The organism is Sphingomicrobium sediminis (assembly GCF_023805295.1).
Classification (GTDB): domain Bacteria; phylum Pseudomonadota; class Alphaproteobacteria; order Sphingomonadales; family Sphingomonadaceae; genus Sphingomicrobium; species Sphingomicrobium sediminis.
On the sequence record NZ_JAMSHT010000001.1, the window covers coordinates 1,476,894 to 1,495,710 of the forward strand.

Annotated in this window: 17 protein-coding genes; 10 read left to right on the forward strand and 7 right to left on the reverse strand. The window is 64.8% G+C overall.

Features of this window, described 5'->3' with window-relative positions:
- The first annotated feature begins 11 nt into the window (after positions 1–11).
- Genes NDO55_RS07680 through NDO55_RS07690 form a run of 3 tightly spaced genes read left to right on the forward strand, consistent with a single transcriptional unit; the run spans position 12 to position 1,440 of the window.
- Positions 12–443 (forward strand): disulfide bond formation protein B, encoded by a 432-nt coding sequence (locus NDO55_RS07680; RefSeq protein WP_252113984.1) that lies wholly within the window; start codon positions 12–14, stop codon positions 441–443.
- Positions 440–979, forward strand: coding sequence for a demethoxyubiquinone hydroxylase family protein (locus NDO55_RS07685; RefSeq protein ID WP_252113986.1), 540 nt, complete (start codon positions 440–442; stop codon positions 977–979). The genes NDO55_RS07680 and NDO55_RS07685 overlap by 4 nt, the downstream gene beginning before the upstream one ends.
- A gap of 47 nt (positions 980–1,026) precedes the next feature.
- Positions 1,027–1,440, forward strand: a complete 414-nt coding sequence (locus NDO55_RS07690; protein WP_252113988.1) for a hypothetical protein — start codon at positions 1,027–1,029, stop codon at positions 1,438–1,440.
- Between the two features lie 42 nt (positions 1,441–1,482).
- Here the strand turns inward: NDO55_RS07690 and NDO55_RS07695 are convergent, their stop codons facing one another.
- A complete protein-coding gene (locus tag NDO55_RS07695; RefSeq protein WP_252113990.1) occupies positions 1,483–3,249 on the reverse strand; it encodes a DUF885 domain-containing protein in 1,767 nt (588 codons plus the stop codon).
- 121 nt (positions 3,250–3,370) lie between these two features.
- Between NDO55_RS07695 and NDO55_RS07700 the strand changes: the two genes are divergently transcribed.
- The 3 genes from NDO55_RS07700 to NDO55_RS07710 are packed head-to-tail and all read left to right on the forward strand — an operon-like array spanning position 3,371 to position 6,600.
- A complete protein-coding gene (locus NDO55_RS07700) occupies positions 3,371–4,633 on the forward strand; it encodes a putative DNA modification/repair radical SAM protein (protein WP_252113992.1) in 1,263 nt (420 codons plus the stop codon).
- 56 nt (positions 4,634–4,689) lie between these two features.
- Positions 4,690–5,166: a hemerythrin domain-containing protein gene (locus tag NDO55_RS07705; protein WP_252113994.1), complete on the forward strand. Its 477-nt coding sequence runs from the start codon at positions 4,690–4,692 to the stop codon at positions 5,164–5,166.
- Positions 5,167–5,190: 24 nt separating this feature from the next.
- Positions 5,191–6,600 (forward strand): UdgX family uracil-DNA binding protein, encoded by a 1,410-nt coding sequence (locus tag NDO55_RS07710; RefSeq protein ID WP_252113995.1) that lies wholly within the window; start codon positions 5,191–5,193, stop codon positions 6,598–6,600.
- Here the strand turns inward: NDO55_RS07710 and NDO55_RS07715 are convergent.
- From NDO55_RS07715 to NDO55_RS07730, 4 genes are all read right to left on the reverse strand, one after another.
- A complete protein-coding gene (locus NDO55_RS07715) occupies positions 6,597–8,777 on the reverse strand; it encodes a TonB-dependent receptor (RefSeq protein ID WP_252113997.1) in 2,181 nt (726 codons plus the stop codon). The genes NDO55_RS07710 and NDO55_RS07715 overlap by 4 nt on opposite strands.
- 88 nt (positions 8,778–8,865) lie before the next feature.
- Positions 8,866–12,285, reverse strand: coding sequence for a chromosome segregation SMC family protein (locus tag NDO55_RS07720; RefSeq protein ID WP_252113999.1), 3,420 nt, complete (start codon positions 12,283–12,285; stop codon positions 8,866–8,868).
- 31 nt (positions 12,286–12,316) lie between these two features.
- On the reverse strand, positions 12,317–13,075 hold the full coding sequence (locus NDO55_RS07725; RefSeq protein WP_252114001.1) for a thioredoxin domain-containing protein: 759 nt from the start codon (positions 13,073–13,075) through the stop codon (positions 12,317–12,319).
- Positions 13,076–13,093: 18 nt separating this feature from the next.
- The gene (locus tag NDO55_RS07730) at positions 13,094–13,663 is read right to left on the reverse strand and encodes a DUF721 domain-containing protein (RefSeq protein WP_252114003.1); all 570 of its coding nucleotides are present in this window, start codon (positions 13,661–13,663) and stop codon (positions 13,094–13,096) included.
- A gap of 27 nt (positions 13,664–13,690) precedes the next feature.
- Between NDO55_RS07730 and NDO55_RS07735 the strand changes: the two genes are divergently transcribed.
- From NDO55_RS07735 to NDO55_RS07750, 4 genes are read left to right on the forward strand one after another with little or no spacing between them, the layout of a single operon-like run.
- On the forward strand, positions 13,691–14,710 hold the full coding sequence (locus tag NDO55_RS07735) for an A/G-specific adenine glycosylase (protein WP_252114005.1): 1,020 nt from the start codon (positions 13,691–13,693) through the stop codon (positions 14,708–14,710).
- A gap of 52 nt (positions 14,711–14,762) precedes the next feature.
- A complete protein-coding gene (locus tag NDO55_RS07740; RefSeq protein ID WP_252114007.1) occupies positions 14,763–15,440 on the forward strand; it encodes a c-type cytochrome in 678 nt (225 codons plus the stop codon).
- Positions 15,440–15,916: a DUF1801 domain-containing protein gene (locus tag NDO55_RS07745; protein ID WP_252114009.1), complete on the forward strand. Its 477-nt coding sequence runs from the start codon at positions 15,440–15,442 to the stop codon at positions 15,914–15,916. The genes NDO55_RS07740 and NDO55_RS07745 overlap by 1 nt, the downstream gene beginning before the upstream one ends.
- The gene (locus tag NDO55_RS07750; protein WP_252114011.1) at positions 15,916–16,095 is read left to right on the forward strand and encodes a hypothetical protein; all 180 of its coding nucleotides are present in this window, start codon (positions 15,916–15,918) and stop codon (positions 16,093–16,095) included. The genes NDO55_RS07745 and NDO55_RS07750 overlap by 1 nt, the downstream gene beginning before the upstream one ends.
- 8 nt (positions 16,096–16,103) lie before the next feature.
- Here NDO55_RS07750 and NDO55_RS07755 read toward each other — a convergent pair whose 3' ends face one another.
- Positions 16,104–16,979 carry an LOG family protein gene (locus NDO55_RS07755; RefSeq protein ID WP_252114013.1) on the reverse strand — a complete coding sequence of 292 codons (876 nt, stop codon included), beginning with the start codon at positions 16,977–16,979 and terminating at the stop codon, positions 16,104–16,106.
- Between the two features lie 37 nt (positions 16,980–17,016).
- The gene (gene sdhA / locus NDO55_RS07760; RefSeq protein WP_252114015.1) at positions 17,017–18,816 is read right to left on the reverse strand and encodes a succinate dehydrogenase flavoprotein subunit; all 1,800 of its coding nucleotides are present in this window, start codon (positions 18,814–18,816) and stop codon (positions 17,017–17,019) included.
- Between the last annotated feature and the right edge of the window lies 1 nt (position 18,817).

The window sequence follows — 18,817 nt, forward strand, 5'->3', positions numbered from 1 at the left end:
GCGCGCACGCTATGGCGCTACTTGTGCCGGCGCTGCTGCTCGGCGGTGCCATCGGGTCGCAAATCTTCGGCGGCCTCACCCCGTGCGAAATGTGCATCTGGCAGCGCTGGCCGCACGGCGCGGCCATCCTGCTCGCACTGGGCGGATATCTGCTCAAGGGGCAGCGCCGCCTGATGGTCATGCTCGCCGCGCTGGCAATCGCCGTGTCGGGCGGCATCGGCGTCTATCATGCCGGCGTCGAGCTCGACATTTTCGAAGGCCTCACCAGCTGCGCCAGCACCACGGCCGGCGGCCTCGACACGATCATGGGGGCGCCCATCGTGCGCTGCGATGCGGTCCAGTGGGAATTTCTCGGCATTTCGATGGCCGGATGGAACGCCATCATCTCGCTGGGCGCTGCAGCCTTGATCGCGATCGGCATTTCGAAGAAAGGACGCGCATGACCGACGGTTGGACCCCGGGCGAACGCAAGCCCGACATCGACAGCATGATCCGTGTCGACCAGGCCGGCGAATATGGCGCCACGCGCATCTATGCGGGCCAGCTCGCCGTGCTCGGCGAGGATAGCCAGGCCGCGCACGTCATCGCCCGCATGGCCAGCCAGGAGGACCGCCACCTCGCGCGCTTCAACCAGCTGATGGCCGAGCGCAAGGTGCGCCCCACGATCCTCCAACCCTTTTGGAATATTGCCGGCTTCGGCCTTGGCGCGGTGACCGCGCTCATCGGCGAGAAGGCTGCCATGGCCTGCACCGATGCGGTCGAGACCGAGATCGACAAGCATTATGAAGAGCAGCTGCAGGCACTGGGCGACAGCGACCCCGAACTCAGCGCCGATATCAAGCAGTTCCAGGCCGAAGAGCTGGAGCATCGCGACACGGCGCGCGAGCACGGCAGCGAGGAAGCGCCCGCCTACCCGCTCATGACCGGCCTCATTCGTGCCGGCTGCAAGGTGGCGATCGAGCTGTCAAAACGCATTTGATGACCTTTCGGGCCGCCGGTACGTTGGTGGCATCAAGGAGAACGAGCATGAAGTCCAAGTTCCTCACCCTTGCCGGCGCCGCCCTTGGCACCGTCGGTGCAGCAGCCATGATCGCCGGCCCCGCCACCGCGCAGGATCAGCCGCGCCGCAACATCATCGAGGTCGTCGTCTTCGGTGACGATCCCTGCCCGCGTTCGACCGAGGACGAGGTCGTCATTTGCGCGCGCAAGGACGAAAGCGAACGCTATCGCATTCCCGAGGAGCTGCGCGACACCGGCTCGCGCCAGTCGCGCCAGAGCTGGGTTGCCAATGCGCGCTATCTCGAAACGGTCAACGAAACCGGCATCAGCCGCTGCTCGCCCGTCGGACCGGCCGGCGCGATCGGCTGTCTCAACACTTTCATCGAACAGGGCCGGATCGACCGCGAGGATCTCGAGGAGCGCGAAAGCGTCCCCGAATAGGGCCTCACCCCAACCTGATACTTCCGAAAGCCGCGGCCAGCCTTACTGGTCGCGGCTTTCTTCTTCGGCCTCGATCCATGCCATGACCTGCATTTCGAGCACGTCGAGCGGGACCGAACCCGATCCCAGCACCACGTCGTGGAAGCGGCGCAGGTCAAAATCGTCGCCGAGGCGCTCCTCGCCAATGCCGCGCAGCTCGCGGATCTTGAGTTCGCCGATCTTGTAGGCGAGCGCCTGGCCCGGCCAGCTGATGTAGCGATTGACCTCGGCCTCGATATTAGCCTCGGCAAGCGCGGTATTGTCGAGCATGAAGTCGATCGCCTGCTGCTTCGACCAGCCCTTCGAATGCAGCCCGGTGTCGACGACGAGGCGCGTCGCACGCCACATTTCGTAGCTCAGACGGCCCATTTCCTTGGCGGGCGTGTCGTAAAGACCCATCTCGATCCCGAGTCGCTCCGAATAAAGCCCCCAGCCCTCGACGAAGGCGGTGAAGAAGACCTGCCGCCGCCACTCGGGCATGTCGATTTCCTGCTGGAGCGCGATCTGGTGGTGGTGGCCCGGCACGCCTTCATGCACCGTCAGCGCAGGCACTTCGAAGAGCGGGCGCTGGTCGAGCTTCGAGGTGTTGACGTAGTAGAGCCCGGCAATGCCGTTCTGCGGGCTGCCCGGATTGTAATAGGCCGTCGTCGTCCCCGGCGCGATCTCCGCCGGGATTTCCCGGATGCCATAGGGAAGCCGCGGCAGGACGGTGAAGAGCGAGGGCATGAGCTCGTCGATCTTCTTCGTCTCGCGCGCCACATATTGCATCAGCTCTTCGGGCGTCTTGGCATAGTAGACCGGGTTGGTGCGCAGGTCAGCAATATAGGCCTCGCGGCTGTCGAACCCGGCTGTCGCAGCGACCTCCTCCATTTCGGCGCGAATGCGTGCGACTTCGGACAGTCCGATCTCGTGGATTTCATCGGCGGTGAGGTCGGTCGTCGTCATCTGGGCGATGCGATATTCGTAATAATCCTCGCCATTGGGCTGCGCCGACACGCCGACCGCTTCGGCGCAATATGGCGCGTAGCTGTTGCGATACCAGCTGGCATGTTCGGTGTAGGAAGTGCGCAGCGGGCCATCGATCAGCGCTTCGGCCTCGGCGCTCAGTTCAGCCCATTTGTCGGGCGCGACGAAGTCGGGACGATCGCCCGCAAAGGGCGAATAGATGCGGCTGGCGGTCGGATCCTCGGGGATCACACCGGTAATGGTCTGCTCGAAATTCCCCATCGCCGCACAGGGCAGGACATAACCTTCGGCCACGGCCTGCGAGGAAATGGCGAGCGCCACCGCATTATAGTCGGGATAGGCGGCGAGGCGCTTCAGGTAATTCTCGTAATCCTCGGTGCTGCGGAAGGTGAGGTTGCCCGCCAGCCCGGCGAGCATCTGGTGCCAGCCCGAGCGATTGGTGAAGAGCATGAGGCGCTGGCCGAACCGATTGCCTTCGATCACGCCTTCCAGCTGTCGCTCGAGGATAGCCTTGGCGACGGCATCATCGGGGTCGAGCTCGTCGGCGGGAATGGCGTGCAGTTCGGCCAGAAAGCCGGCGGCGCGCGCCGCACGCGCATCCATCGCCTCGATCGACGGATCGCCAAGTTGATCGTCATAGTCGCGAACGCCTACCGAACTGGCGAGCAAGGGGCTGTTTTCCAGCGACGCCTGCCAATAACGCTCGGTCACTTCCTCGAACCGTTCGGTGGCGCTCGGCGCGGGCTGCATGGCGTGCAGCGGGGCGGCAGTGGCGAGCAGGGCGGCGGCAAGCATGAGGCGCATCGGATATCTCCCTTGGTAACGGCGGGACGCTAGGACGAGCCGCCCCCAAATGTCGACCAATTTTCGTTTTGTGTCGGGCAGCGGACTTGGCGACTCACCCGCAAGAACGTATAGAGAACAGATGGCCCGCCTCGACACCCAGTCCAAGCTCGAAATTCTCGCCGATGCGGCGAAATATGATGCGTCCTGCGCCTCGTCGGGCGGGCAGAAACGCTCGAGCATGGGCGGCAAGGGCATGGGGTCGACCACGGGCAGCGGCATTTGCCACAGCTATGCCCCCGACGGCCGCTGCATCAGCCTGTTGAAGATCCTGCTAACCAACAGCTGCATCTTCGATTGCCATTATTGCATCAACCGCAAGAGCTCGAACGTGCGCCGCGCGCGCTTCTCGGTCGAGGAGGTCGTGCAGCTCACGCTCAACTTCTACAAGCGCAACTATATCGAGGGGCTGTTCCTCTCCTCGGGCATCATCAAGTCGCCCGATTATACGATGGAGCAGCTGGTCGGCGTCGCGCGGACGCTGCGCGAGGTGCACGACTTTCGCGGCTACATCCATCTGAAGACCATTCCCGATGCCGATCCCGAACTGGTCGAGGCAGCAGGCCGCTATGCCGACCGCGTGTCGATCAATGTGGAGCTACCGACGAAGAAAGGGCTTGCCGAACTCGCGCCCGAGAAGGACGAGAAGCGGATCGAGGGCGCGATGGGGGCGATGCGTCACCACATTCTCGACGCGAAGGATGCGAAGAAGCGCTACCGCCACGCGCCGCGTTTTGCCGCGAGCGGCCAATCGACCCAGATGATCGTTGGCGCCGACGGGGCGAGCGACGGCGCCATCGTGACCCGCGCCAAGGGGCTCTATGACGGGTTCGGCCTGCGCCGCGTTTATTACAGCGCCTTTTCGCCCATCCCCGACCCGAGCGCGGTGCTCCCATTGAAGCGCCCGCCTTTGATGCGCGAGCACCGGCTCTACCAGTCCGACTGGCTGATGCGCTTTTACGGTTTCGCACCGCAGGAGGTGATCGCCGCGACCGACGACAAGGGCATGCTGCCGCTCGACATCGATCCAAAGCTGGCCTGGGCATTGAAGTTTCGCGAGCATTTCCCGGTCGACGTCAATCGTGCCGGCAAGGAACAATTGCTCCGCGTGCCTGGGCTCGGCACCCGCGCGGTGGGACGGATCCTTGCTTCGCGCCGCCACCGCCGACTGCGCCTCGACGACGTGGCGCGCCTGACCGTCTCGATCGCCAAGGTCCGCCCTTTCATCACCGCCGAAGATTGGCGTCCGACCCATCTCACCGACCGGGCGGACCTGCGCGCACAACTCGCCCCGCCGCCGGCGCAACTCGACCTTTTCGACACCCCTAGACCAAAGGCTGCCTGAACTTTTCGCGGCTCCATCCGTTGGAAAAGTAAGAGAAAACAGGAGTTTTTGCAGATATGACCGATACGATTTTCAAACAGCTGAAAAACGACCACGAAACCCATCGCAAGCTGCTCGACGAGATCAGCGAAGCCAAGGGCGAACAGCGCAAGCAGCTCTTCACCAACTTCCGCATGGAAGTGACCGCGCACGCCGCGGCCGAGGAAGAGACGCTTTATTCGACCATGCTCGAAAAGCCGGACCTTCGTCATGACGGGCAGCATAGCGTTGCCGAACATCATGAGCTGGACGAGCTGATGGGCGAGCTTGCCGACATGGACGTGGACAGCGCCGAATGGACCAAGAAGTTCAAGCAGCTGCGCCACGACTACCTCCATCATATCGATGAAGAGGAAGAGGACATGTTCCCCGTCGCCAAGGAAGGGCTGAGCGAAGCCAAGGCCAAGGAAATGGGCGAGCGTTTCGAAGAGCGCAAACCCGAAGAATATGATCGCGCGCTCGAGGGCACCGACCTCGAAGATAATCGCGAATAACCAGATGACGCCTGTCGGGGTGCGATGACCAAAATCCTGCCCGACGGGCCACAGATCGATCAGCACCGCGTGGCCCTCGCCCGCCCCGACGATTTCGAAGGGTGGCGCGAGGCCGCGCGGTCGCTGATTCAGGCGGGTGTCCCGCCCCAGGCTGTGACCTTCGAAGTCGCGGGCGAACAGGCCGGCCTGTTCGGCGAGGACACGCCGCTCCCCGACGACGGGGACCGCGAAGTGCGCGTCCCCAAGGGCTTTGTCCCGTTGGCAAAGCGCGTCGCGCTGCACCGCGACACAGAACGCTACGACCTGCTTTACGCCTTGCTGTGGAAGCTCCAGTCCAACCGCCGCGCGCTCGAAGACCGCGCCGATCCGCTGGTCGTGCGGCTGAATGCGCTCGCCAAGGAAGTCGGCCGCGACGCGCACAAGATGCATGCCTTCGTCCGCTTCCGCGAGGCCGAGGATGATGACGGCACCCGCATGGTCGCCTGGTTCGAGCCCGACAATCACATCACCCGCGCCGAAGCGGGTTTCTTCATCCGCCGCTTTCCCAACATGCGCTGGTCGATCCTGACGCCGGAGGTCTGCATCCATTGGGATGGCGAAACACTGACCGAGACACCGGGCGCGACCCGCGCCGATGCGCCCGACGGCGATCCGGTCGAGGCGACCTGGAAGAGCTATTACAAGAGCATCTTCAATCCCGCGCGAGTGAAGGTGAAGGCGATGACCGCCGAAATGCCCAAGAAATATTGGAAGAACATGCCCGAAACCGCGCTCATTCCCGAGCTGCTGGCGGGCGCACAGGCGCGCGAGGCGAGCATGATCGACACGTCGGCGGCGCAAGTCATCGACAGCTGGGAGGCACTCGCCCGCGAGGCGCAGCGACGCCATGGTGAGGACAATGGCAATTCAGGCACGCAGCTCGTCTTCGGCGACGGCAATCGCGATGCGGCGCTCATGCTGATCGGCGAGCAGCCGGGAGACGAAGAGGACAAGGCCGGACGCCCCTTCGTCGGGCCCGCAGGCCAGCTGCTCGACCAGATCCTCGAAGAAGCGGGCATCGACCGCGCGGAGACTTACGTCACCAACGCCGTCAAGCGCTTCAAATATGAGCAGCGCGGCAAGCGGCGTATCCACCAGAAGCCGAATGCCGGGAACATCGAATATTATCGCTGGTGGGTGGAAGCCGAACGCCAGCTGGTCGCGCCGCAGGTGACCGTCGCGCTGGGCGCCACGGCGGCCCGCGCGCTGCTCGGCAAGACCGTCACGATTTCGAAGGTGCGCGGCGAGCCGATCGCGCTACCCGGGGGCACCGGGCTTGTCACGATTCATCCCAGCTACCTGTTGCGCCTGCCCGACCCGGGCAAGGCAGCCGAGGAACGGGCGCGCTTCGTCGAAGAAATGAAGCGCGCCCGCAGCCTTGTCGAAGCCGCCTAGAAGGCGAAGCGGATGGTCCCGCGCACATTGCGCGGCGCGACCGGATAGAGATTGTTGTCGTTATGCGCGAATTCGATGCCGTCCTCGCCGAGGATATTCTCGACATTGACCTGCAGCGCGATCTTGTCGCCAAGATCGTAGAAGAGCGCGCCGTCGAGGCGGGTCACCGGATCGATAATCACTTCGTTGGAGAAGCTGGTGAACATGCTCGAACGGTGGTTGACGCCGATGCCGAGGCCGAGGCGCTCGGTCACGTCATAGCGACCCCACAAAGTCGCTTCGAAATCGGGCAAGTCGGCAACCTGGCGCCCGGCCGGCGCAGCAGCCGTGTCCTGCGTGATCTCGGCATTCTGGAAGGCGACGCCGCCCGATAGCGAGAAGCGTCCGATCTTGCCGTGCATCTCCATCTCGATACCCTCGGCGCGCTGTTCGCCGGTGAGGACCGTCTCGAACGTGTCGGGGTCGGTGGCGCGCACATTGGTGCGGTCGAGGCGATAGGCGGCCATGGTGAGGTCGAGCCCGTCCATGATGCGCCATTTGACGCCTGCTTCGACACTGGTGAAACGCTCCGGCTCCAGTGCGGCAGTGGTCACCGACAGCGACGAGAACTGGTCGCCCGACTGCGGCAGGTAGGACCGGCTCCAGCTGGCATAGAAGCTCAGCGGACGCTTGGGCATCAGCACCACGCCGAGACGCGGGCTCCACAGCGAGTCAGAGCGCTCGAGGTCGGTATCGCCGATGAAATCGCGCACGCGCACGTCGACCCAGTCATGGCGCAGCCCGGCAATGACCTCGACCGTCTCGCCGATGCGGAACTGGTTCTGAACGAACAGGCCCAGCGCCTCGACATCGGTATCGGCGCGGCGTTCGCCCGAGCCGCTGCGATAGGTGATCGCCGGAATGTCGACCGGATCGGCCAGCGGGACGAAGGTCTCGCGGCCATTGGGGCTCTTCTCGTCGGCGGGCAGGCCGTCGAAGAAGCCGCGCAAGCGGCCGGCTTCGGTATCCTGGCGCGCATAGTCGGCACCGATCAGCAAGGTGTGCCCGATCGACCCCGTGTCGAACTCGGCGACCAGATCGTTGGTGACGAGGAAGTTCTGGCGATAGGTGAAGTCCTGATAGGCGGTAATCTTCACGCTATCGACGCCATCGATGTCGGTCACCGCGCTGGACGGCAGCGCGTTGGTGTAGATCTTGTCATAGTCGCCATAGAGCGCCTTCGAGGTGAACAGCACGCCCGGTGCGAGTTCATGCTCGAGGCGCGCGTCGACGACCTGTTTTTCGAAGTCGGTGCGGTTCTGCCCGCGCACGCCGAAGAAGGTAGTGTCGAAGCCTTCGACCGCGCGGGCCGGATCGGCTACCGTGCCTTCGCGCGCCGGCGGCAGGCCGCGATCGACGTCGCGTTCGTCCTTGGCATATTCATAGCCGAGGTCGAGACGCGTCGCCTCGCCAACATGCCAGGACAAGGTCGGATTGATTGCGAAGCGCTCGCCCTCAATGTCGCGGAAATCGTCGAATCGTTCATAGACGGCAACCAGTCGCCCTTCGACGGTGGACCCAAGCGGGCTGTTGAGGTCGATTTCGGCAAAACCGGCGCCTTCATTGTCGATCGACACGCCGCCTGCAAAATATTCTTCGTGGAAGGGACGCTTGAGCACGCGGTTGACGACACCGCCGCCGCCGCCGCGACCGAAGACCAGCGCATTGGGGCCCTTCAGGATCTCGACGCGCTCGACATTGTAGAGACCGCGATAATGCTGGACGTCGTCGCGCAGGCCGTCCGTGTAGAAGTCGGCAGTCGAGGACTGGCCGCGAATGATGATGGCGTCGCGATGGCCCTCGCCCGATTCGGCCGAAATGCCGGGCACGTAACGCACGACATCGGCGACGCTGCGCAGCGCCTGGTCGGCAATCTGCTCGTCGGTGACGATGCTGATCGACTGCGGCACGTCGTTGAGGTCGGCATCGGTGCGCGTGGCGCTACGGCTGCGCTGCTGGCCATAGCCATCGCGCGTGCCGGTGACGACGATCGGATCGCCCGGCCCCTCTTCGCCGCCATCGAGGACGACATCATTCTCATCGAAGCTGGCGACTGGCTCGGCGAGCGCAGGCGCGGCCGCGAAAGCGGCGCCCGCGAGCAGGCTGGTACGAAGGGTAGCGGAAACGAATTTGGTCACGAAGGAACGACTCCCGAATTAAGCTCTCGAGAGACGCCCTATCGTTACTGATAATCATTCGCAATAGCAGAGTTGCGAAAGTGTGGAATTATTCCGCGGCGATCAATTCCTCCGCGGCGCCGAGGTCGACCGAGACCAGGCGGCTGACGCCCTGTTCGATCATCGTCACGCCATAGAGCCGGTCCATCCTGCTCATCGTCACGGCATTGTGGGTGACGATCAGGTAGCGTGTCTGCGTCTCGCGGTTCATCCGTTCCAGCAAGTCGCAGAAGCGCTCGACATTGGCATCGTCCAATGGCGCATCGACTTCATCGAGCACGCAGATGGGCGCCGGGTTGGTGAGGAAGATGGCGAAGATGAGCGCGACCGCGGTCAGCGCCTGCTCGCCCCCCGACAAGAGGGTCAGTGCCGACAATTTCTTGCCTGGCGGTTGCGCCATGATTTCGAGACCGGCTTCCAGCGGATCGTCGGATTCCACCAGTTCGAGATGCGCCTGCCCGCCCCCGAACAGGGTCGTGAACAGGCTCTTGAAATGCTCGTCTACCGCTTCGAACGCCTCGAGCAGGCGCACGCGTCCTTCGCGGTTCAAATGGCCGATCGAGCCGCGCAGCCGATTGATCGCCTCGCCCAATTCTTCGCGCTCGACCGCATTGTCCGACTGTTCGCCTTCAAGCTCGGCCAGCTCGCGTTCGGCAACCAGGTTGACCGGACCGATCCGCTCGCGCTGTGCGGTCAGCTTCTGGACCTCATCGCGGATGGCCGAGGCCTTGTCCAATGCGTCGGGATCGAACTCGAAGCGTGCGGGCAAGCTGCCGGGCTGCGCTTCATAGGCTTCGAGGCTGGCGCGAACTTGGTCCATGCGCCGCTGGCTTGCCGCTTCCGCCCGGGCCGTTGCGGCGGCGCGGGTCTCGCGCGCGCTCGAGAAGGCCTCGGCGCGCTTGGCGAGCTCGGCATCGGCTTGGCTCAGCGCCGCCTGCGCCTTCTCTTCCTCCGCGCGCGCTTCGGAGGCGGCCTTGGCACCCGACCCGCTATCGGCTTCCAGCTTGGCAATGGCCGCGCGAATTTCGTCGGGGCGCCCGGCCAGCGCCTTGCGCTCTTCGGCCTGCCGCTCGGCACGCGCACCGGTTTCCTCAAGCCGCTTTTCGGCATCGCGGGCACGGGCGCGCCAGTCGGATTGCTCCTTCCCTGCTGCACCATGGCGCTCGCGCGCGGCGCGGATAGTCTGCTGGCGCGTCGCTACCGCGGCACGCTGGTCGGCCACCGCCTTGCCGGCATCCGCGGCTTTTTCGCGCGCTTTCTCGACATCGCGCGCCATGTGATCGTCGTCGGGCAGCGCTGCCAATTGGCGTTGCGCTTCGGCCAACCGCTCTTCGGCGCTTTCCGACAAGGGCTTCAATTCCTCGCGACGTTCGATCAACGCCGCCTTACGCTCATCCTGTCGCTCGATCGCGGCGCGGGCGCGGTCGGCATCGCGCGCAGCAATGCGCCGCGCTTCCTCGCTCCGCGCCAGCCGCGAGCGTGCATCCTGTTCGGTCTCGCGCGCCTTCACGATCCGCCGCTCGATCGCATCGCGCGATGCGTCGGCAGCTTCGGCTTCCTTGGTCAGGCGCGGCAGTTCCGAGCCAAGCGCCTCGGCGCGATTGGCCCGCTCCAGCCGTTCGGCCGCAGCAGCCCCCTCGCCCGACACGACGAACCCGTCCCAGCGCCGCATGACGCCATCACGCGTCACCAGCCGCTGGCCCGCAGCCAGCGCCTGACCGTCATCCTTTTCGACTACCGCAATCATATCGAGGCGTCGCTTCAACGCGTCGGGTGCGGTCACATGCTTGCTGAGCGCCTCGGCGCCCTTGGGCAGGTCCGGATCGCCCGCCCCTGCCGCGCCCTCCCAGCGCCGCGGGCCATCGCCGCCGACATCGGCCTGCAAATCCTCGCCCAGCGCTGCTGCCAGCGCCCGCTCATAGCCCGGCGCCGCCTTGATGCCCGCCAGTGCCCCGCTGCCCCCCTCGGCAAGCGCAGCCTTCAAGGTGCGATATTCGGCCTCCACGCTCGCCAGCGCGGCGCGAGCGTCGGCGCGCGCGGCCTCGGCGGCATCGCGCTCGCCCACAGCCTTGTCGCGTTCGGCTTCAGCCTCGGCAATGGCGCGCTCGGCCTGTTCGGCGCGGGCTTCGGCCTCGTTGGCTGCCTTCTCGGCTTGCTCAAGCGCGGCACGATAATCGTCGCCCGCATCGAGCGCCGCTTCCTGCTCGGCCAGTCGTCGCAATTCATTCTGGACGCGAGCCGCCTGGCTCTCGGCAGCATCGAGCGCGGCTTCCGCCACGCGTCGCTCGGCCCGCCCCGCCGCCTCCTTGGCCAGCAACGCCGCCAACGCCGCTTCGGCTTCGCCGGCTTTGTCTTCCGCCTTACCGAGCGCCTTGGCGAGCTTCTCGGCCTCCTGCTCGTCATTGGCGAGCGTCGCTTCGATCGTCTCGCGTTCCTTGTCGAGCGCGTCGATCGCCCGCGCGGCATCTTCCTTGAGCGCCTCTTCGCGCGCCCGGTCGGCCATCAGCGCGGCATCGGCATTATCGAGCTCGGCGATCCGGCGCAGCACCGTCTGCTCCTCGGCCCGCGCGGTGGCGAGCTTGTGCGCCAGCTCCTGTCCGGCCGACCGAGCCGCAATCGCTGCCTCGCGCGCCGTCGTCAGCTCACGCGCTGCGAGATATTGCGCCTTCTGCGCCTCTTCCTGCGCGCCACGCAGCTCATCGACCTTGCCTTCGGCCGCCTTGGCGTCGGCTTCCGCCTTCTTCGCCGCCGCATCGGCCTCGCGCCATTGCGCATAGGTCAGCTGTGCCTCGAGGTTGCGGATCTGTTCGGACAGGATGCGATAGCGCTCGGCCGCCTTGGCCTGGCGTTTCAAGGACGCGGCGCGCGCTGCCTGCTCACCGAGGATGCGGTCGAGCCGTTCGAGATTATTCTCCGCCGCGCGCAATTTCTGCTCGGCATCCTTGCGCCGCGCATGGAGGCCGGAAATGCCCGCCGCTTCTTCGAGCAGCTGGCGGCGCTGCTGCGGTTTTGCAGCAATCACCGCGCCGATCTTGCCCTGGCTGACCAGCGCCGGGCTATGCGCCCCGGTCGCCGCGTCGGCAAAAAGCAGCGAGACATCCTTGGCGCGCACGTCGCGGCCATTCATACGATAGGCACTGCCCGCCCCGCGCTCGATGCGGCGCGTGACTTCCATCTCGCCGGCCTGGTCCTCGCCCGCTTCCTGCGCGTCCCGATCGACCAAGAGGCTGACTTCGGCGAAATCGCGCGGGGGGCGCGCCTGCGTGCCGGCGAAGATCACGTCTTCCATCCCGCCGCCGCGCAGCGACTTGGGACTGCCCTCGCCCATTACCCAGCGGATGGCTTCGAGCAAGTTGGACTTGCCGCAGCCATTGGGGCCGACCACGCCGGTCAGCCCCCGCTCGATCCGGAGCTCGGTGGGTTCGACGAAACTTTTGAACCCGGACAGTTTGAGCCGCTTGAACTTCACGTCTGTCGGGAAGCGCCCCCGCGCTCCTTTCCTAGCTGTCGTCCCCCAGGGCCGCCTTCAGCGCCGGCTCTAGCGACGGCCACTGATAGGCGTGCTGCACCAACGTATTGTCGAGATAGAAGGCCGGCGTGCCGGGGACTTCGAAATCGGTGTCGGCGATATTCTTCATCTCAACGAGCTCGTCGATCGCATCCTGGTCGGCAAGGCACGCATCGGCGCGCGAGGCCGGAACGCCGCGCTGCGCGGCAAAGGTCTTGAGACCGGCCGCCTCGGCGATCTGCGGGAATTGCTGTGCCGGCGGCTGGGTGCCGATCTGCTGCATCAGCGCCGAGAGCTGGTTGACCTGCTCACCGAACCACTGGCCCTGCGCACCGTAAAGAGCGTGGGTAAGCGGATAATAGGTCGCCTCGCTGCCACAACGCGCCAGGAGGGCCGCCGTCATGTCGATCGGGTCGCGTACATAATTGCGAAATTCGAAATTGAGGCGGCCCGAATTGATGTAGTTCTGAACGAGCTGCGGATAGCCTTCCTCATCGAAGCGCGCGCAAGCCGGGCAGGTGAGCGAGCCATATTCGATCAGCGTCACCGGCGCATCCGGGTTGCCCATCATGTAGCCGCCGGCAGAAGTCTTGCTGACGACCTCCGACCATTGCTGGCCCTCGGGCGGGGCAACTTCTTCGACGCGCTCGGTCGCGACCGGCAGTTCGCCGCCGCTGGCGGCGCCGTCGCCATTGTCGCCGCAAGCGGCCACGGCAAGCATGACGGGGGCGGCGAGAATCAATTTCTTCATGATGGTGCTTTCACTCCGTTAATTCTTCTTGGGCTTGGGATCGCCGATGCGACCGACAAGCGGGATGGTGTTGACCGGATTTTGCGACCCTTCGAGACTGGACGCTAGCGATTCCAGACAGGCGCGCAATTCCGGATCGGCAATTTCACGCAATCCTTCGCCCAGTTCATCGGGCACCGGCGCGGGCGCGGTGCGCCTGGGCGAGACGTTGCGCTGCGGCACGCGGCCCTGGCGGAAGACGACCTTGGTGATCGCGCCGGCGCCGAAAAAGTCGTTCACGCGCTCGATGATCATCGGCGCGAGATGCTGGAATAACGGCGCCTGCGCGCCCTCGACCAGCAGGGTCAGCGTCCCGCCGCGTTTCGACCCTGCGGGAAAACGGATCGACTCGGGCAGGCTCTGCGCGGCATATTGTTCGCCGACTATCTCTTCCCAGCGCTCGACGACGGCCGACTGGACGAAGCCGAATCGCTTGAAGGCGGTACCACTGATATCGGACACGAGGTCGCCGGCACGGCGCAGGCCATGGACCCGCCGCTCGTCATTATCGCCCTTCCGGCGATTCTTGCCGCCCCGCTCTTCCTTCATAGGCCTCGACCATGCCATAGCACTGCCATGCCCGCTAGAGCGCGTGACGCCATTCTCGCTCATTATCATCGCACTGCCCGCGACCTGCCGTGGCGGGTGGGTCCGCGCGCCAATCACCGGCCCGATCCCTATCGCGTCTGGCTGAGCGAAGTGATGCTCCAGCAGACCACCGTCGCCACCGTGACGCCGCGCTTCGCCGCCTTTCTCGAGCGCTGGCCCGACGTCGAGGCGATGGCCGCCGCGCCGCTCGAGGACATTCTCCAGCAATGGGCGGGGCTCGGCTATTATGCCCGCGCGCGCAATCTCCATGCCTGCGCCAGAGCCGTTGCCGAACGCGGCGGCTTTCCCGAGACCGAGGCGGGCCTCCGTGAGTTGCCCGGCATCGGCGCCTATACCGCCGCCGCCATCGCCGCGATCGCGTTCGGCGAGGATAGCGTCGTCATCGACACCAATGTCGAACGCGTCGTCGCGCGGCTCCACGCGCTCGATCGTCCGGTCAAATCGGCCAAGGGCGAGATCGCCCGCCTCGCCGACCCTCTCTTCGACAGCGTTGATTCGGGCCAGATGGCGCAGGCGCTGATGGACCTCGGCGCGACCATCTGCCGCCCGAAAAACCCCAAATGCAGCGAATGTCCCGCGCAGGCCGACTGCAAGGCTTTTGCGAGCGGCACGCCCGAAGCCTTCCCGCCCAAACCGCCCAGGAAGCAGCGCCCCGAGCGCCATGGCACCGCCTGGTGGATCGAGCGCGAGGGCAAGCTGTTCCTCGTGCGTCGCCCCGAAAAGGGGCTGCTCGGCGGCATGGCAGCGTTGCCCGGGACCGACTGGAACGATGGCACGCCCGACGAGAATCCGGCCATTTCGGTCCGACACGTCTTCACCCATTTCGCACTGACGCTCAGCATCGAGGAGCGCGACGCCCCGCCCGACCAGACCGAAGGATGGTGGCAGCCCTTGGACCGCCTCGACGAGGCCGGTTTGCCCACTTTATACGCCAAGGCGGTCAAGGCTTTTGCAAAAGCGGAACGTTCAGGGCCGCTCACCGCTTGAAGTCCTGCGCCCCTCGCCCTAAAGGGCGCACAAGCAATTCTTTGGGGATGATATGCAAGACCGCAACAACACGATCGCCGGCTGGATTCTCTTCGCAGGCATTATCGCACTGGGTTCGACCCTGCTGATCGGTGAAATCTTCCATAAGGAAGAGTTTGCCAACTGTCCGACCGAAGAAGGCGAACCGCTTCGTGGCTTCGGGTCGGAAGAGATCTGCAACGCCGTCGTCGCTTCCGCAGACGAAGAGGCCGAACAGCCGATCGCTTTCTACCTTGCGACCGCCGACGCCTCGCGCGGCGAAGACCTGTTCCGCAGCTGCACCAACTGCCACAACGCCGTGCAGGGCGGTGCGCATGCGGCCGGCCCCAACCTTTATGGCATTATGGGCGCCGACATCGGTTCGAAGCCTGGCTACTCCTATTCTTCGGCGCTCTCGGAAGAGCCGGGTGTCTGGGATTGGGAGAAGATGTCGGCATGGCTCGCCAATCCGCGTCTCGCCATTTCGGGTAACAAGATGAGCTATCCGGGCATGTCCTCGCCGGAAGATCGCGCAGCCTTGATGCTGTGGCTCAACCAGCAGGGTTCGGGCATCGCCGTCCCGCCCCCGCCCGCCGTCGAAGAAGCTCCTGCCGAGGAAGGCGGCGAAGCCGCCACCGAGGAAAGTGCCGAGGAAGAAGGCGCGGTCGAAGAGACTGAAGAGGTCGTCGAAGAAACCGCGGACGCGGCCTGATGCAGACGGCCGGGGATCGCAATGCAGCCTCGGTCGAAGCCTATATCGACAGCATAGACGAGAAGCGGCGCGATGAATTTCGCGCCGCTTTTGATTCGCTCTCGGCGCAAGTGCCTGACGGGTACGACCTCAACATGACCTGGGGCTTCCCCACATTCGAAGTCCCGATGGACGTGTCGGGGCCGACCTATAACAAGAAGCCGCTCATGTTCGCCGCGCTCGCTGCGCAGAAGAACCATCTCGGGCTCTATGTCATGTGCGCCTATATGAGCGAGGATCGCATGGCCCGGCTCGAACAGGCGTGGAAAGCGCACGGCTCGAAACTCGATCGCGGCAAGGCCTGCATCCGCTTCAAAAGCAATGACGAAGTGCCGTGGGACGCGGTCGGGCGCGAGATCGACCTCACCCCCGCCGAGTTTGCCGACGCCGCAACCAAGGCCCGCGACGAGGCCATCGGCAAGGGCAAACGCGCCTGATGATCTACGGGATCGGGCTGGCGGGGCTGTTCTTTACCGGTGGGCTGCTCGCGCTGATCGGCATGATCGCACTACGCACCGACCATAAAGGCTGCGTCGGCTATGGCGCGCTGGCGCTGGGGCTCGCGCTGCTGGTCGTCGGCATGCAATTCCTCGACCAGCAGACAGCGACGCCCTGATCCCACGCTTAGGGGTGGTGGCAGACCTCGTAGGTCTTGCACACTTCAGCCCAAGCCTCCTCGGCCGTCTCGACCCAGGTGATGAGGTCGAGATCCTTCTTGGAAATCGTCCCTTCCATCGCCAGCGCGTCTAGATCGAGCACGCGGTCCCAGAATTCTTTCTTCCCGAAGACCAGCACGGGCACATGATGCATCTTGCCGGTCTGGATGAGCGTCAGCAGTTCGAACAATTCGTCGAACGTGCCGAAGCCGCCCGGGAACACCGCCACCGCGCGGGCGCGGATGAGGAAGTGCATCTTGCGGATCGCGAAATAGTGGAACTGGAACGACAGGTCCGGGGTGATATAGCCGTTGGGCAACTGCTCGTGCGGCAGGACGATGTTGAGGCCGATCGATTCCTTGCCCGCCTCGTGCGCGCCGCGATTGGCCGCTTCCATGAAGCTCGGGCCGCCTCCGCTAGTCACCACGAAGTGGCGGTCGCCATTGGCATCAACCGGATAGGTCGAGGCGATCTGCGCCAGCTTGTAGGCCTCGTCATAGAGATGCGCCTTGGCGACCATCCGCTCGGCGACCTTACGGTCCCAGTCGGTCTTGGCCTTGTCGAGCATTTCCTGCGCCTTGGCAGGTTCGGGCACGCGGGCCGATCCGTACATGACGAAGGTCGAGGCGATATTCGCCTCCTGCATCAAGAGTTCGGGCTTCATCAGCTCGAGCTGCAGGCGGACGGGCCGAAGCTCGTCGCGCAGCATGAGCTGATTGTCCTGGAAAGCGAGCTTGTAGGCTTCGCTCTCGGTCTGCGGGGATGAGGGGACGTGCGCGGCGGCTTCTGCATCCGACTTCGATGTCGGAAAGACGCGCTTCTTGGGATCGTGTTTTTCAGTCATGGGGGCGGCTTAACCCGAAGCCGCCCCCACGCCTAGCCTAATAAACCCGCTTCTTGGGCTCGATATAGCTGACGTCATCGGTCAGCGTGAAATCGTGAACCGGGCGATAGTCGATCTTGGTCGAGCCGTCCTTGCCGCCCCAGCCATTCACCCAGATGAGCGAGTGCTTCATCCAGTTCGCATCGTCGCGATCGGGATAATCCTCGTGCATGTGCGCGCCGCGGCTTTCCTTGCGGTTGGCGGCGAGCTCCATGGTGGCCTTGGCTTGGCCCAGCAGGTTGTCGAGTTCGAGCGTCTCGATAAGGTCCGAGTTCCAGACGAGACCGCGGTCGGCGACCGACACGTCCTGCATCCGGGCATAGGCCTTGTTCAATTTGTCCACGCCCTCGGCGAGGATTTCCTCGGTGCGGAAGACCGCGCAATTGGACTGCATCGTCTTCTGCATGTCGAGGCGGATCTCCGCCGTCGGGCTGCCGCCATCGGCATTGCGGAAATGATCGAGGCGCGCGAGCGCGAGGTCCGCGGCATCGTCCTTGAGGTTGGCCTGGGCGGCACCCGGCTTGACCACCTCGGCGAGGCGGTGACCGGTAGCGCGGCCGAAGACGACAAGGTCGATAAGGCTGTTCGAGCCCAAACGGTTGGCGCCATGGACGCTGACGCAGGCCGCTTCGCCGACCGCGAACAGGCCCGGCACGACCGCATCGGGATCGCCATCCTTCAGGGTGACGACTTCGCCATGATAATTGGTCGGGATCCCGCCCATATTATAGTGGACCGTCGGGGTGACCGGGATCGGCTCCTTGGTCATGTCGACACCGGCGAAGATCTTCGCGGTCTCGGTAATGCCCGGAAGGCGCTCGGCCAGGATTTCGGGCGCGATATGGTCGAGGTGGAGGAAGATGTGATCGCCTTCCTCGCCGACGCCGCGGCCCTCGCGCATTTCCATCGCCATCGAACGCGACACGACGTCGCGCGAGGCCAGGTCCTTCGCGCTCGGCGCATAGCGCTCCATGAAGCGCTCGCCATCCTTGTTGGTGAGATAGCCGCCCTCGCCGCGCGCACCCTCGGTAATGAGTACGCCCGCGCCGTAAATGCCGGTGGGGTGGAACTGCACGAACTCCATGTCCTGCAGGGGTAGGCCGGCGCGCAGCACCATGGCATTGCCATCGCCGGTGCAGGTGTGCGCCGAGGTCGCGCTGAAATAGGTACGGCCATAGCCGCCGGTTGCCAGCACCACGGCCTGCGCACGGAAGCGGTGGATCGACCCGTCGTCGAGACACATGGCGATGAGCCCGCGGCACTCGCCATCTTCCATGATCAGGTCGAGCGCAAAATATTCGATGAAGAAGTCGGCGTCATACTTGAGGCTCTGCTGGTAGAGCGTGTGGAGCATGGCATGGCCGGTACGGTCGGCCGCTGCGCAGGTGCGCTGCGCTGCCGGGCCTTCACCCATATTCTGCGTCATGCCGCCAAAGGCGCGCTGGTAGATCTCGCCATCTTCGGTGCGCGAGAAAGGCATGCCGGCATGTTCGAGTTCGTAGACCGCCGCCGGTGCCTCGCGGCACAAATATTCGATCGCATCCTGGTCGCCCAGCCAGTCCGATCCCTTGACGGTATCGTACATGTGCCAGGTCCAGTGATCCGGGCCCATATTGCCGAGCGAGGCAGCGATGCCGCCCTGTGCGGCGACGGTGTGCGAGCGGGTCGGGAAAACCTTGGTCACGCAGGCCGTCTTGAGGCCCTTTTCGGCCGCGCCCATCGTGGCGCGAAGGCCCGAACCGCCGGCGCCCACGACGACGACGTCATAGATATGATCGATAATCTTGTAAGCGGACATG